The organism is Burkholderia sp. KL41 (assembly GCF_057005415.2).
This window is the reverse complement of the sequence record NZ_CM174446.1, coordinates 462,827-476,130: the sequence shown is the minus strand read 5'-3', so window position 1 is coordinate 476,130 and position 13,304 is coordinate 462,827. Positions and strand designations below refer to the sequence as shown.

The following is a 13,304-nucleotide window of genomic DNA, read 5'->3' as shown; positions in this document are numbered from 1 at the left end:
TTACGTCCCCCTGCTTTGTGAGCCTTGCGATCCTTGAGCGTAGCTGTATCCGCTTCCACTAGACGAGTTGCCACCGGCACTACCGGTCCCAGAATTCGAGCCGCTATCCGTGCCTGCACTGCCTTGCGATCCTCGAGCGTAGCTGTATCCGCTGCCACTCGACGAGTTGCCACCGGCGCTCCCGGCTCCGGAATTCGAGCCGCTGCCCGCCCCTGCACTGCCGCCGTTGTTACCCCCGGACGGGCTCCCCCCGCCTCCGCCGGGGGCTGCGGAAGACGAGCTTGGCTGCGGCAGGAAACGATCGAAATTTGTCTTGACACCACTCGTCCATCGCGCCGCGAGGTCGGGCAAGACCTTCAACAAACCAAGTGCCATAACGGTGACAAGGCCGGCCGTGATTATCGGGCCAATGATGGCCGCGTCCGGGTTCGGCTTGGCCGCGGCCGAGATGGCGCTGTCGTAGAAGTGCATGAAAACACCGAAGCTCATCGCCGTTATCGCTATGAGGATGACGTAGTTCAAGACCGAACCGAGCCAGTTCCCGAAGAGATTGGCGAGCGGCGGGGCCAGCAACATGAAGATGAAGAATGGGCCGAAGCAAACTGAAAGCGCGAGCAGGAACTTCGCAATCAGAATCGAGACAGCGCCCACGCCGCAGATCAGTAGAGTGGAAAGCACAAGTACAATGCCGAGAATGAAAGCCCCAACCCCGGTGCTCGTCAGTAGGCTCGAATTCGCGAAAACCGTCCGCATGACGGTCAGACTGTGGTCGATCGCGCCATCGATCAGGCTTGCTATGGCGCTGTTACTCGCACCCAGGCTCCCGTGTATCAGCAGCTTGGACGCCAGTTCATCGGGCAAGTGGATGGCTGTACTGGCCAGCGTTGTTTCATACAGGCCTCCGGCGCCGGCGATCCCCACAATCGCGTAATACTTGAGGAACTTCTCCACGAGGTGCGTGAGCGGTACGCCGCTCGGCCGCAGCATTGTTGCCACGCCATCTATGACGAGCATAATGGTCAGGCCAAGCGCCGCGAGCGGCGTGACCCATGCAATCATCCGGCTAACGTTTTCGGCGACGATCTGGAGCGTCACAGCATCCATGTAGTCGAATATCTGTGTTACCGCATCGAAGGCCATGGTTCGCTCCTTATTTCTCGCGGGCCGCTTTAAGCGCCGCTTCCTTGCCGTAGAAAGCAACCATCGCGTTTGCTTCTTTCGCGTTCAGGCAGTCTGAACCTTGCCGCAGGTATTGGGCGGGATCGTTCTCGCATACCTTGAATCTGCCGGCTCGCTCCGCGTCATGCTCGATATACCAAGCCTTGGTGTGATATTCCTGCCCACAGGCGGCCAAAACGCAGGCAACCAGGACGTAGAGGCATTTCTTCATATTCACATCCTCCGTGTAACGTTTTAACGTCGTGATGTTGTAGCGTTGTGACGTCGTAACTTTATAACTTCACGACGTTGTAACGTTAGTAGTTCTACTTAAATTTTCTCTGGCTCGAGATTTTTTCGCTGACCTGCTTCTAGCGCAGATTAACCATGCAGGTCTTCACGCCGTCTTTCAGCGAATGGGACAGCAGATCAAGCATCGTGAAATACGCCTCTTGATCGCTCGGATCGACGAAACTGCTCAAGTTGATGAGAAGCTGGAATGCTTCCTGTGTCCTGGAGATGTTGTGCAGCAAGCCTCTCAGACGAGCGACGTTAGCCGCTTCGTGTTGCTGTGAGTTGCAGGTACACTCAGTTCTAGCCATGATTCACCTCGTGGAAGGTGGGTTGTGGTCAGGCCCGTCTTGGTGTTGGTGCACCTTGGCGGGCCGCTTGCTGCGTTGTCCGGGCCTCGCATTGCATTCGCCCCTATCTCCGCAACGCGTGCGGCTAGCAGCGAAAGCGGCTTGTCAGATGGTGGCCCGGCTGCCTGAGGAGTAACGCCAACAGGGATGGCCGCACGTAACTCTCCGGTCTTCGAGTCCCACGTAAGTCCCGCGCCGGGAACGACTTCGACACGAGCGAATGCGTCCGGATCGTGCTCGCCGGTTTCCAATGCGGCCTTGATCCGTGCGATCCATTTCGACAGGCTCCTGGGTACGTAGTCGATGACGATCGAACAGCACTTTCCCTGTTCCGACGTCACATCCAAGCGCTCACGCGCTAGGTAGCATTGCGCCCGTCCCTTCTTTCCTACTTTCTTCAGCAAATGAGCCGCTTCGAGCCGCATCAAGGCTTTTTGAACAGTGGCAGATGCCAGCTTCGTTAGATCCATAAGGCGACGAATACTCGGATACCCCACTCCGGTATTGAAATCGGCATGCCATTTGATTGCGAGCCACACGTTTATCGCATCCGACCCAAGCTCCCGAGCGAGACCTGACGTGTATAACTCTCGCTGGACGGTGATGAAGGTAGTATCAACGCGCCCGTGCATACTTATTCCGCGAACAAGTGCGCAACTGCAGCCGTTTTGAACAAGACACGCCGACCGATCTTGATCCGTGCTGGTAGCAACTTGCGAGACACATCGTTATCTCGCGTGAGCGTCACCCGAAGTCCCTCAGGGCTGCGATGCAATAACTCCGCCACCTGAGGAAGAGTCAGCAATGCTCCGTAACGCTCGATGATGTTTTCTTCCGTTGAAGTCACCTGAATAACTCCTTGCTTTTATGCGCAACGGAAGATTACGGTTAATCAAAACAAACAACAAGCTCAAACCAACATCAACACCAAACATACCATAACTTTATAAAGTTATAACTTCAAATCAGCGCAAAATAAATACATAATAATCAATGATTTATAAAAATCTCGAGAACGAGACTTATCGACAATTAATTTGTATCTTTTTGTAAATAAAAACGCAAAGTTATAACTTTATAAATCAACAAAGTTATAGCGCCTTGACACTACAGCACCACAACATCGCTCGCCGAATAAGAACAAAGGAACGTGCACATATAATCGGAATTTAGAAAGAGAGCGTGTACACGCTCTCGATAACATCGATCGCGGCTCTCCGCGCGATGGCCGTCCAAACCACGCCGGCGGCTGAATCAGGCGCGTCGAAGAGTGTCGAGCTTCTGCACCAGATCTTCAGCTCGTAGGTGCGTGTAACGCTTGAGCATTTGCATCGACTTATGGCCGCTGATCGAGGCCACCTCCTGATCACTCAACCCCGCCTCAACAAGCCGACTGACTGCCTCATGTCGCAGATCGTGGAAATGCAGATCGACCATCCCGAGGTCGCGAACGATGCCGGTCCAGAGCTTCTGGAACACATACGGCTTACGCTTTCCGTCTCGCCCTGGCTCGCCGAAGAACACGAGATCGGTGTCAATGGGCCGTATCGGATTGTCCAGGGCTGCGCGGAGGACTTCGGCTGCCTCACGCGTCAGCGGCACCACACGACTGGAACCGTTCTTTGTATCCCTGAGGGTCACGACTCGCCTATCCAAATCTACTTGCGAGCGACACAAGCCCGTGATCTCGGACGATCGCATGCCGGTTTCGACGGCAAGTCGCACGATCCAGCCGAGCATCGGGTTGCTATGGGCGTCGGTGGCCGCGAAGAGACGTTGGTGTTCATCACGACTCAATCGCCGGTCCCGGCCGGCACCGGGACTCGGCTTGCGAACGTTGGCGACGGGATTGAAAGTCAGGCCAATTCCCCACTCCTGAATCGCCATCCGGAAGAGATGCCCGAGCATCGCAAGCTCGAGGCGAACCGTGTTGTTTGATTTGCCGGCCGCGAGGCGTTCGTCGCGATACTTGGCAACGAGCTCGGCACTAACTGCCGCCATCGAATACTTCCCGAAGAACGCCTCCAGGTGCTTCGCAGAAAAGCTCTCGCTGCGCTGCGTGGTCGCCTTCTTGGTAACCGACACCTCTTCCATATACCGCTTCAGCGCGGCTGACACCGTGAGTTTTTCGGAGGGAGCACGCGACAGATAGACACCCCGAACCATCTCATCTTCGGTCCGGCGCCCCCAATCCTCGGCGTCACGTTTGGTGCGGAAGGTCTTGGCCGTGGTCGGCCAGCCGATCTTGCGGATGACGGCCTTCCACGTGCCGGAAGGCGTCTTGACGATGGTTGCCATGTACCTGTTCTGAGAGCTGACTGTACCGAAAATGTACTTTTCAGCACCCAGAAAGCACAAGGGGTTACGTGAAATTCACGTAACCCCTTGATTCATATGGTGCCGGCTGCAGGACTCGAACCCGCCACCTGATGATTACAAATCAACTGCTCTACCAGATGAGCTAAGCCGGCGTAGCGCGAGATTCTACCTCATTTCACGATCTTGAGGCGAGGTCTGTTGCCACCTTTCGAACCGTCGCCATCGCCGTCGGTTTTCGGCGGTTCGTCGGCGCCTTCGGAGGGTTCCTCGTTCGCACCACGGTCGGCAACCGGCGTCAACGCAGCAGGCGACTCGTCGCGCTGCGCGTCATCCGCCTGCGCGGCTTCTTCTTCGAACGCGCCCGAATCCTCGCCTTCGCCCGCAACCGCATCGACCTGGAACGCCATCCCCTGCCCGTTCTCGCGCGCATAGATCGCGAGCACGTTGGCAACCGGAATCTCGATCTTGTGCGCCTTCCCGGAGAACCGGGCCGTGAACTCGATCCACTCGTTGCCCATCTGCAACTGGCTCGTCGCCTCGAAGCTGATGTTGAGCACGATCTCGCCGTCACGCACGAACTGACGCGGCACGCGCGTCGAGTTGTCGACCCTCACCGCGATATGCGGCGTGTAACCGTTATCGGTGCACCACTCGTACAGCGCGCGCAGCAGATAAGGCTTCGTTGAAATCTCTTGCATCACAATCCTCGAACCCGGAGCGGGCGCGCGGCACGCCGCGCCGCCCTCCCCGTCTTGCCTTCATTGCATCATCAACGACGCATGACCTTTTCGGACGGCGTCAGTGCTTCGATATAGGCCGGACGGCTGAAGATCCGCTCGGCGTACTTCATCAGCGGCGCGGCGTTCTTCGACAGCTCGATGCCGTAGTGATCCAGACGCCACAGCAGCGGCGCGATCGCGACGTCCAGCATCGAGAATTCCTCGCCGAGCATGTACTTGTTCTTCACGAAGATCGGCGCGAGCTGCGTCAGGCGATCGCGGATCGCGAGACGTGCCTTCTCGTGATTCTTCTCCGCTGCCTTGCCCTTCTCGTTCTCGAGCGTGCTGACGTGGACGAACAGTTCCTTCTCGAAGTTGAGCAGGAACAGGCGTGCACGTGCGCGCTGCACGGGGTCGGCCGGCATCAGTTGCGGGTGCGGGAAGCGCTCGTCGATGTACTCGTTGATGATGTTCGATTCGTACAGGATCAGGTCGCGCTCGACCAGGATCGGCACCTGACCGTACGGGTTCATCACCGAAATGTCTTCCGGCTTGTTGAACAGGTCGACGTCACGGATTTCGAAGTCCATGCCCTTCTCGAACAGCACCAGCCGGCAACGCTGGGAGAACGGGCAAGTTGTGCCGGAATACAGAACCATCATGTTTGCGTTTCCTCAAAAAAGCCGAGGGCCGGCACGCGGCGAACCTCCTTCCGGGGTTCCACCTTGCGCCGGCCCCACGCCGGTCAGGCGTGATTACTTGATATCTTTCCAGTACGCGGCATTGAGCCGCCAGGCCAGGAAAGTCAGGACACCGAGAAAGATCAGCACCCATACGCCGAGGCGTTTGCGGGTCTGCTGAGCCGGCTCGGACATCCAGGTCATGTACGCCACCAGGTCGGCAACCGCAGCATCATAATCCACCGCGGACAGTGTCCCCGGCGTGACCTGCTGGAAGCCGACGAGCGTATGGACCTTCTCGCCCGTCTCCTCGTCCGTCTTGTCTTCGAATTTGGCGGTGCGCTGCCCCTGCAGCTGCCACAGTACATGGGGCATGCCGACGTTCTCGAACACCGCGTTGTTCCAGCCGGTCGGCCGCGTATCGTCGCGATAGAAGCTGCGCAGATACGTATACAGCCAGTCGCGGCCGCGCGCGCGCTCCTCGACCGACAGGTCGGGCGGCGAGGTGCCGAGCCAGTTCTTCGCGTCTTCAGGCCGCATCGCGACGGACATCGTGTTGCCGACCTTGTCGGTCGTGAACAGGAGATTCTTTTCGATCTCCTTCTGGGATATGCCCAGATCCGTCAGACGGTTGTAGCGCATCAGGTTCGCGCTGTGGCAGTTCAGGCAATAGTTTACAAACAATTGCGCGCCGTGCTGAAGCGAAACGAGATTTTCCGTGTTATCGGGCGCCCGGTCGAGCGGAAAATTACCTTCCGCCCGCACCGCCGGCGCCACCAGCAGCGCACACGCGGTCGCCCCGATCAGCGCGAGTGTCGAAAGCAGTTTCTTCATGTCGTTCTCTCCTCGCTCACGTTAATGGGGCTTGAAGCGCACCCGCTCCGGCGGCTGCTTGAACGTGCCAAGCGGCGTCCAGACGGGCATGCCGAGGAAGAACGCGAAGTAGATCAGCGCGCAACACTGCGCGATCAGCGTGGCCGCCGGCGATGGTGGCCGCGTGCCGAGGAACGCGAGGGTCAGGAACGCCGCGACGAAGATCCCGAGGAACACCTTGTGGAACAGCGGCCGGTAGCGGATCGACTTCACCGGGCTGCGGTCGAGCCACGGCAGGAAGAACAGCGTGATCACCGCCGAACCCATCACGACGACGCCCCAGAACTTCGACTCCGTCAGATACATGAAGACGACGATCGCCGCGGCCAGCACCGGCAACCCGGCTTTCCACTTGCCGCGCGCGCGGATCAGCGCGAGCACGCCGAGCAGCGCGATGACGATCATCAGGACGATCTTGAACGGGTCGGTGGTCGCGCGCAGCATCGCGTAGAACGCGGTGAAGTACCAGACCGGCGCGATCTCGGGCGGCGTCTGCAACGGGTTCGCCGGGACGAAGTTGTTCGCCTCGAGGAAGTAGCCGCCCATCTCCGGCGAGAAGAACACGATCAGTGCGAACACCATCAGGAACACGCACACGCCGAGGAAATCGTGCACCGAGTAGTACGGGTGGAACGGGATGCCGTCGAGCGGAACGCCGTTCTCGTCCTTCTTCGCCTTGATCTCGATGCCGTCCGGGTTGTTCGACCCCACTTCGTGCAGCGCGACGAGGTGCGCGATCACGAGGCCGACCAGCACGAGCGGAATCGCGATCACGTGGAACGCGAAGAAGCGGTTCAGCGTGACGTCCGACACGACGTAGTCGCCGCGAATCCACAGCGACAGGTCGGGGCCGACAAAGGGAATCGCCGAGAACAGGTTCACGATCACCTGCGCGCCCCAGAACGACATCTGGCCCCACGGCAGCAGGTAACCGAAGAACGCCTCGGCCATCAGGCACAGGAAGATCGCGCAGCCGAAGATCCACACGAGCTCGCGCGGCTTGCGGTACGACCCGTAAAGCAGCCCGCGGAACATGTGTAGGTAGACGACCACGAAGAACATCGACGCGCCCGTGGAGTGCATGTAGCGGATCAGCCAGCCCCACGGCACCTCGCGCATGATGTACTCGACCGACGCAAACGCGAGCGTCGAGTCGGGCTTGTAGTTCATCGTCAGGAAGATGCCGGTGACGATCTGGTTGACGAGCACCAGCAGCGCGAGGGAGCCGAAGAAGTACCAGAAGTTGAAGTTCTTCGGCGCGTAGTACTCGGAAACGTGCTTTTTCCAGGTGGACGTGAGCGGGAAGCGCTGATCGATCCAGCCGGTGAGACCTGTCGTGGAGACTTCCTTGTTGTCGGCCATCACGCTTCTCCTTTCTCGTCCTTGCCGATCACGAGGGTCGTCGCCGACGTGAACATGTAGGGCGGGATGTCGAGATTCTGAGGCGCCGGCTTGTTCTTGAACACACGGCCGGCGAGGTCGTAGGTCGAACCGTGGCACGGGCAGAGGAAACCGCCCGGCCAGTCGTCCGGCAGGTTCGGCTGCGGACCCGGCGTGAAGCGCTGGCTTGGCGTGCAGCCGAGGTGCGTACACACGGCCATCACGACGAGAATGTTCTTGCGATCGGCCCGCGAGCGATATTCGTTCGCACAATACGCGGGCAACGGCATCGTATAGGGCTTTTCGGTGGTCGGATCGGCCACTTCCTTGTCGGCCTTGACCACGTCGGCAAGCATCGCGTCGGTGCGGTTCAGGATCCACACCGGCTTGCCGCGCCACGGCACGGTCACCATTTCACCGGGCTTCAGCCCGCTGATGTCGACCTCGACCGGTGCTCCGGCCGCTTTCGCTTTCGCGGACGGCGCAAGCGACGCCGCGAAAGGTATGACGGTGGCTACGCCTCCTACGCCACCTGCTACGGATGTCGCAATCAGCCAGGTACGGCGGCCGCTGTCGACGCGTTTCTCTTCCTTGTCTCGCATCACACGCCCCACTTCTGAGTTGGATTTTCCGTCACGACTTTCCATTCCGCCGCTAGTTTGCTCGAATGGAGTCGCCATTTACAAGGCCCGGAGATGAAAATCCCTTCGAAGTGATTGATAGTTAAGGGTTTCCCCCCACTATCGGAGCGATTAAATCATTTCGCTATTAAGCATCCGCTACATTGAGAAATTTCGATGCGCTGCCGCAAATCCGGCACTCAGACCGGGTTATGGATATCGATAAAAAGGTGTTCGATACCGAATTCTTCGGACAAGTGGGTGCCGAGTGCCTGGATTCCGTAGCGTTCGGTCGCATGGTGCCCTGCCGCAACGAACGCGACGCCGCTCTCCGCGGCCGTGTGCGTCACGTATTCGGACACCTCGCCGGTCAGGAACACGTCCGCGCCGGCATCGATCGCCGCGTCGAAATAACTCTGCGCGGCGCCCGTGCACCACGCGATGCGCCGCAGCTGCATGTCCGGATCGCCGAGCACGAGCGGCGTGCGGCCGAGCGTGCGCTCGACCTTCGCGACGAAGTGCTCGAGCGAGACGGGCATCGGCAGCGTGGCCATCCAGCCGAGGTCGCCTTCGCCGAAACGCTGCTCGCCGATGAGCCCGAGCTTCTCACCGAGCTGCGCGTTGTTGCCGAATTCGGGATGCGCGTCGAGCGGCAGGTGGAACGCGAACAGGTTCAGGTCGTTCGCGAGCAGCAGCTTCAGGCGCTGATACTTGCGGCCCGTGATCTGCGGCGGCTCGTTGCGCCAGAAATAGCCGTGATGGACGAGCACGGCATCCGCCCCCCATTCGAGCGCGGCTTCAAGAAACGCGACCGACGCCGTCACGCCGGTGGCGATCTTCTCGATCTTGCGACGCCCCTCGACCTGCAGGCCGTTCGGGCAATAGTCCTTGAAGCGCGCGGTTTCAAGGGTATTGTTCAAGTACAATTCAAGTTCGATCCGATCCATATAAACCTCTAATCCATTCAGATGCTTAGACGCTTCTGGCTGTTCTTCGCGCAGGCGGTTACCGTGCTGCTCGCGCTGATGTTCATCGTCGTGACGCTCAAGCCGCAATGGCTGCAACGGCAAGGACAGCTCGGCAAGCAGCTCGCCACGCCGATCGTTGCGCTGCGGGAAGTCGCGCCGGGCATCGGCGGTGCGCCGGCGACCACGTCGTACGCGGAAGCCGCGCAAAAGGCGATGCCGGCCGTCGTCAACGTCTTCTCCAGCAAGGACGGCTCGCTGCCGCCCGATCCGCGCGCGAAAGATCCGCTGTTCCGCTACTTCTTCGGCGACCGCAACGCCCGCAAGCAGCAGGACGAACCGGCCGCCAACCTCGGCTCGGGCGTTATCGTGAGCCCTGAAGGTTACATTCTAACGAACCAGCACGTCGTGGACGGCGCCGACCAGATCGAGGTCGCGCTCGCCGACGGACGCACGGCCACCGCGAAGGTAATCGGCAGCGATCCCGAAACCGACCTCGCCGTGCTGAAGATCAACATGACGAACCTGCCGACGATCACGCTCGGCCGCTCCGACCAGTCGCGGGTCGGCGACGTCGTGCTCGCGATCGGCAACCCGTTCGGTGTCGGCCAGACGGTCACGATGGGGATCATCAGCGCACTGGGCCGCAACCACCTCGGCATCAACACGTTCGAGAACTTCATCCAGACCGACGCGCCGATCAACCCCGGCAACTCGGGCGGCGCACTGGTCGACGTGAACGGCAACCTGCTCGGCATCAACACCGCGATCTACTCGCGCTCGGGCGGCTCACTCGGCATCGGTTTCGCGATTCCCGTGTCGACCGCGCGCACGGTGCTCGAAAGCATCATCACGACGGGCTCGGTCACGCGCGGCTGGATCGGCGTTGAGCCGCAGGACGTCACGCCGGAGATCGCCGAATCGTTCGGGCTTCAGCAGAAATCGGGCGCGATCGTCGCCGGCGTGCTGCAGGGCGGCCCGGCCGACAAGGCCGGCATCAAGCCGGGCGATATCCTGGTCTCGGTCAACGGCGAGGACATCACCGACACGACGAAGCTGTTGAACACGGTCGCGCAGATCAAGCCGGGCACGCCGACCAAGGTGCACGTCGTCCGCAAGGGCAAGGAGTTCGACATGAACGTCGTGATCGGCAAGCGCCCGCCGCCGCCGAAGCAGACGCTCGACGAGCAGGACAGCGATACCGAATAACGTCGGGCGGGCGGCACACAGCCGCGTGCCGAACTCCGCCGGAAACGAAAAAGGGCAGCCTCCTGGCTGCCCTTTTGCTTTGCATCGAAAGACCTTCGTTGCCGGGACGCCGGCCTCGCCGCACGCGCTCCGGCCGGCCATGCCGCATGGCCGCTCAGGCCTGGCCGGAAACCCGCCTGCCGTGCATCGCCCGGCACGCCCCCATCAGCTGGCGGCTTCGCCGTTCCCCGCCTCGCCTTCCTCGGCCGGCTTCTTCGGCACGAAGAACCGCGCGGCCAGCAACCCGATCTCGAACAGCACGATGAGCGGCAACGCGAGCATCAGTTGCGAGAATACGTCCGGCGGCGTGACGACCGCCGCGACGATGAACGCGCCGACGATCACGTACGGCCGCATCTCCTTGAGCTTCTTCAGCGACAGCACGCCCATCCGGACGAGCAGCACGACGACGATCGGCACCTCGAACGTGACCCCGAACGCGATGAACATCCCGAGCACGAAGCTCAGGTAGTTGTCGATGTCGGTGGTCATTTCCGCCCCGAGCGGCGCGTTGTAGTGCGCCATCACGCGGAAGATCGTCGGGAACACGAGGAAGTACGCGAATGCCATCCCGCACAGGAACAGGAAGTAGCTGCTGCCGACGAGCGGCGCGACGAGCTTTTTCTCGTGCTGATACAGCCCCGGCGCGACGAACGCCCAGATCTGGTACAGCACGATCGGCAGCGCGATCACCAGTGCGACGAGCATCGTGACCTTCATCGGCACGAAGAACGAGCCGGTGACGTCGGTGACGATCATCTTGCCGTCCTTCGGCAGGTTCTCCATCAGCGGCCGCGCAAGCAGCCGGAAGATGTCGGGCGCCCAGTAGACGAGCCCGAGGAACACGACGATCACGGCCGCCCCCGCGCGAATGATGCGATCGCGAAGCTCGACGAGATGGGAAATGAAAGTTTCTTCCGGGGCGTCGCCCGGGTTCTGCTGGGGGTCGCTCACACCGGCCCTCGGTAGGATTGACGAGCGAGCATGCGCTCGGCTCAGAAGAAGCGCGTCGGCCGGCGCAGGCTGGCCGGCTGGTGGCGCGCGACGCGCGCGGCGCCCGACTGCACGTGCGTGCGGCGGGTGGTCGCGCGCTTGTACCAGACAGGCGCAGCCGCCTGCTTGACGCGCCAGTTGCGGCGCTTGGGCGCGAGCGCGGCCGTACTGCCTCGCCACGACGGCGCCGCGGGCGTGTCGGAATCATGGGACCCGGTGCTGCCCGACGCTTCGTCAAGGCCGCCAACCGCGGAATGCCACGTGTCGTTCAGTTCCTTTTCGTGCTCGCGCAGGTTGTCGTGAATCGTCGTCTCGACATTGCGCGCGGCCGATTCGAAATCGGTCTTCATCGTCCGCAGCGCGTCGAGTTCGATTTCGCGCGAGACCTCGGCCTTCACGTCGTTGATGTACCGCTGCGCGCGGCCGAACAATGCGCCTGCCGTACGCGCGACGCGCGGCAGGCGCTCGGGGCCGAGCACCACGAGCGCGACGACGCCGATCAGCGCCATCTTCGAAAGACCGAGATCCAGCATCGCGAATGCCTGTCAGCGTGCCGGCGTTACGCCTTGTTCGAATCGGAACGCGTCGTTTCCTTCGCGTTGACGTCGACCGAGCCCGAGCGCGGCAGTTGCTGCGCGTCAGCCGGCGCTTCACCGTCCTTCATGCCGTCCTTGAAACCCTTCACGGCGCTGCCGAGATCGTTGCCGATATTGCGCAGCTTCTTCGTACCGAAAACCAGCGCGACGATCAGCAGCACGATCAGCCAGTGCCAAATGCTCAATCCACCCATGATGAAACCTCTCCTCAACCACGCCGCTACGCGGCGCAAATCGCCGGCAACGTGCCGGCTTCGACTATCGATGCGGGGAAACGCCCCGCGCCGTCAACCCATCCGCTGCCAGGGGCGCGGGCCGGCCAGGATATGCGCGTGCAGGTGGTAGACCTCCTGCCCGCCGCCCGGGCCTGTATTGATCACCGTACGGAAACCCGTTTCGCCGCCCGTATAGGCGACGCCGAGCTGGCCGGCGAGACGCGAGACGAGCAGCATCAGCCGGCCGAGCATCGGCGCATCGGCCTCGCTCGCCGCCGACAGCGTCGGCAGGTGCTGGCGCGGAATCACGAGCACGTGCGTTTCGGCCGCCGGGCGGATGTCGCGGAACGCGACGAATTCGTCATCCTCGTGCACCTTCGTGCTCGGGATCTCGCCTACCGCGATCTTGCAGAACAGGCAATTCGGATCGTGACTCATGTTGCTCCTGCAGACACCCGAACGCGGCCGGTCAGAACCAGGCCTGCGGATCGAGCGGCTTGTTGTCGTTCAGGTACAGCCAACCCTTGATGATACGGTACAGCGTCCAAATCCACGTGACAAACATCACTGCGAATCCGATCACCACGAACATCAGCGCGAACCCGATCACATACGCGATCAGCGCGCGCCAGAACGTGCGGATCTGCCACTCGAAGTGGGCGGCATACGGCGTACCGGCCACATCGTCGCGCTTCACGTAGTTGATGATGATCGCGATGATGCCCGTGACGCCGCCCGTGAGCCAATGAAACGCGTAGAGGCCGTAGAGCACGTGAGTCAACGTGCGCAGCCCGTTCAGGCGTTCGGCGTCCGCGGCCCCCGGCACCGACGGCGGCGGAAACTGACTTGGCGTATCGGTCATGATGCTACCCCCGTTAGATGACAATTCTTACAGCT

18 protein-coding genes and 1 tRNA gene are annotated in these 13,304 nt (G+C 61.0%); 1 reads left to right on the top strand and 18 read right to left on the bottom strand.

All coding sequences use genetic code 11. The features are described 5' to 3' along the window. From PQB87_RS02320 to PQB87_RS02260, 13 genes are all read right to left on the bottom strand, one after another. A complete protein-coding gene (locus tag PQB87_RS02320) occupies positions 1-1,140 on the bottom strand; it encodes a TrbL/VirB6 family protein (protein ID WP_489242512.1) in 1,140 nt (379 codons plus the stop codon). Positions 1,141-1,150: 10 nt separating this feature from the next. Further along, a complete protein-coding gene (locus PQB87_RS02315; RefSeq protein WP_489242511.1) occupies positions 1,151-1,390 on the bottom strand; it encodes an EexN family lipoprotein in 240 nt (79 codons plus the stop codon). Between the two features lie 139 nt (positions 1,391-1,529). After that, positions 1,530-1,691, bottom strand: coding sequence for a hypothetical protein (locus PQB87_RS02310; RefSeq protein WP_154302346.1), 162 nt, complete (start codon positions 1,689-1,691; stop codon positions 1,530-1,532). A 5-nt stretch (positions 1,692-1,696) separates the two neighbouring features. Then, positions 1,697-2,338 (bottom strand): helix-turn-helix domain-containing protein, encoded by a 642-nt coding sequence (locus PQB87_RS02305; RefSeq protein ID WP_231716641.1) that lies wholly within the window; start codon positions 2,336-2,338, stop codon positions 1,697-1,699. Positions 2,339-2,433: 95 nt separating this feature from the next. Beyond that, entirely contained in the window at positions 2,434-2,646 is a 213-nt protein-coding gene (locus PQB87_RS02300) for a hypothetical protein (RefSeq protein WP_038761028.1), read from the bottom strand. A 407-nt stretch (positions 2,647-3,053) separates the two neighbouring features. Then, positions 3,054-4,097, bottom strand: a complete 1,044-nt coding sequence (locus tag PQB87_RS02295; protein WP_489242510.1) for a tyrosine-type recombinase/integrase — start codon at positions 4,095-4,097, stop codon at positions 3,054-3,056. Positions 4,098-4,194: 97 nt separating this feature from the next. Next, a tRNA-Thr gene (locus PQB87_RS02290) sits at positions 4,195-4,270 on the bottom strand. Positions 4,271-4,288: 18 nt separating this feature from the next. Next, positions 4,289-4,816, bottom strand: a complete 528-nt coding sequence (locus PQB87_RS02285; RefSeq protein WP_111943150.1) for a ClpXP protease specificity-enhancing factor — start codon at positions 4,814-4,816, stop codon at positions 4,289-4,291. Positions 4,817-4,887: 71 nt separating this feature from the next. Next, positions 4,888-5,499 carry a glutathione S-transferase N-terminal domain-containing protein gene (locus PQB87_RS02280; RefSeq protein WP_006400565.1) on the bottom strand — a complete coding sequence of 204 codons (612 nt, stop codon included), beginning with the start codon at positions 5,497-5,499 and terminating at the stop codon, positions 4,888-4,890. A gap of 93 nt (positions 5,500-5,592) precedes the next feature. Continuing rightward, positions 5,593-6,351, bottom strand: a complete 759-nt coding sequence (locus PQB87_RS02275) for a cytochrome c1 (protein WP_021161843.1) — start codon at positions 6,349-6,351, stop codon at positions 5,593-5,595. 21 nt (positions 6,352-6,372) lie between these two features. Beyond that, the gene (locus PQB87_RS02270) at positions 6,373-7,755 is read right to left on the bottom strand and encodes a cytochrome b (RefSeq protein WP_091924937.1); all 1,383 of its coding nucleotides are present in this window, start codon (positions 7,753-7,755) and stop codon (positions 6,373-6,375) included. Beyond that, on the bottom strand, positions 7,752-8,372 hold the full coding sequence (gene petA / locus PQB87_RS02265; protein ID WP_011350741.1) for a ubiquinol-cytochrome c reductase iron-sulfur subunit: 621 nt from the start codon (positions 8,370-8,372) through the stop codon (positions 7,752-7,754). Before petA ends, PQB87_RS02270 begins: the two co-directional genes overlap by 4 nt. A 218-nt stretch (positions 8,373-8,590) precedes the next feature. Continuing rightward, positions 8,591-9,337 (bottom strand): Nif3-like dinuclear metal center hexameric protein, encoded by a 747-nt coding sequence (locus PQB87_RS02260; protein WP_111943154.1) that lies wholly within the window; start codon positions 9,335-9,337, stop codon positions 8,591-8,593. A 21-nt stretch (positions 9,338-9,358) separates the two neighbouring features. Between PQB87_RS02260 and PQB87_RS02255 the strand changes: the two genes are divergently transcribed. Next, positions 9,359-10,564, top strand: coding sequence for a Do family serine endopeptidase (locus PQB87_RS02255; RefSeq protein WP_021161847.1), 1,206 nt, complete (start codon positions 9,359-9,361; stop codon positions 10,562-10,564). A gap of 204 nt (positions 10,565-10,768) precedes the next feature. Here the strand turns inward: PQB87_RS02255 and tatC are convergent, their stop codons facing one another. From tatC to PQB87_RS02230, 5 genes are all read right to left on the bottom strand, one after another. Beyond that, complete coding sequence (gene tatC / locus PQB87_RS02250) at positions 10,769-11,557, bottom strand: twin-arginine translocase subunit TatC (RefSeq protein WP_021161848.1); 789 nt, start codon at positions 11,555-11,557, stop codon at positions 10,769-10,771. A 41-nt stretch (positions 11,558-11,598) separates the two neighbouring features. After that, positions 11,599-12,129 carry a Sec-independent protein translocase protein TatB gene (gene tatB, locus PQB87_RS02245; protein WP_059491978.1) on the bottom strand — a complete coding sequence of 177 codons (531 nt, stop codon included), beginning with the start codon at positions 12,127-12,129 and terminating at the stop codon, positions 11,599-11,601. A gap of 26 nt (positions 12,130-12,155) precedes the next feature. Continuing rightward, complete coding sequence (gene tatA / locus PQB87_RS02240; protein WP_021161850.1) at positions 12,156-12,386, bottom strand: Sec-independent protein translocase subunit TatA; 231 nt, start codon at positions 12,384-12,386, stop codon at positions 12,156-12,158. 93 nt (positions 12,387-12,479) lie between these two features. Continuing rightward, a complete protein-coding gene (locus tag PQB87_RS02235; protein WP_111943156.1) occupies positions 12,480-12,845 on the bottom strand; it encodes a histidine triad nucleotide-binding protein in 366 nt (121 codons plus the stop codon). A 31-nt stretch (positions 12,846-12,876) separates the two neighbouring features. Continuing rightward, positions 12,877-13,269 carry a DUF4870 family protein gene (locus tag PQB87_RS02230; protein WP_011350734.1) on the bottom strand — a complete coding sequence of 131 codons (393 nt, stop codon included), beginning with the start codon at positions 13,267-13,269 and terminating at the stop codon, positions 12,877-12,879. Positions 13,270-13,304 lie beyond the last annotated feature (35 nt).

Bases quoted from the DNA above. Each gene is read 5' to 3' on its own strand.
- PQB87_RS02255 (WP_021161847.1), top strand. From the start codon at position 9,359: ATGCTTAGACGCTTCTGGCTGTTCTTCGCGCAGGCGGTTACCGTGCTG.
- tatB (WP_059491978.1), bottom strand. From the start codon at position 12,129: ATGCTGGATCTCGGTCTTTCGAAGATGGCGCTGATCGGCGTCGTCGCG.
- PQB87_RS02320 (WP_489242512.1), bottom strand. From the start codon at position 1,140: ATGGCCTTCGATGCGGTAACACAGATATTCGACTACATGGATGCTGTG.
- PQB87_RS02295 (WP_489242510.1), bottom strand. From the start codon at position 4,097: ATGGCAACCATCGTCAAGACGCCTTCCGGCACGTGGAAGGCCGTCATC.
- PQB87_RS02260 (WP_111943154.1), bottom strand. From the start codon at position 9,337: ATGGATCGGATCGAACTTGAATTGTACTTGAACAATACCCTTGAAACC.
- PQB87_RS02235 (WP_111943156.1), bottom strand. From the start codon at position 12,845: ATGAGTCACGATCCGAATTGCCTGTTCTGCAAGATCGCGGTAGGCGAG.
- PQB87_RS02230 (WP_011350734.1), bottom strand. From the start codon at position 13,269: ATGACCGATACGCCAAGTCAGTTTCCGCCGCCGTCGGTGCCGGGGGCC.
- PQB87_RS02275 (WP_021161843.1), bottom strand. From the start codon at position 6,351: ATGAAGAAACTGCTTTCGACACTCGCGCTGATCGGGGCGACCGCGTGT.
- PQB87_RS02285 (WP_111943150.1), bottom strand. From the start codon at position 4,816: ATGCAAGAGATTTCAACGAAGCCTTATCTGCTGCGCGCGCTGTACGAG.
- PQB87_RS02280 (WP_006400565.1), bottom strand. From the start codon at position 5,499: ATGATGGTTCTGTATTCCGGCACAACTTGCCCGTTCTCCCAGCGTTGC.
- petA (WP_011350741.1), bottom strand. From the start codon at position 8,372: ATGCGAGACAAGGAAGAGAAACGCGTCGACAGCGGCCGCCGTACCTGG.
- PQB87_RS02315 (WP_489242511.1), bottom strand. From the start codon at position 1,390: ATGAAGAAATGCCTCTACGTCCTGGTTGCCTGCGTTTTGGCCGCCTGT.
- tatA (WP_021161850.1), bottom strand. From the start codon at position 12,386: ATGGGTGGATTGAGCATTTGGCACTGGCTGATCGTGCTGCTGATCGTC.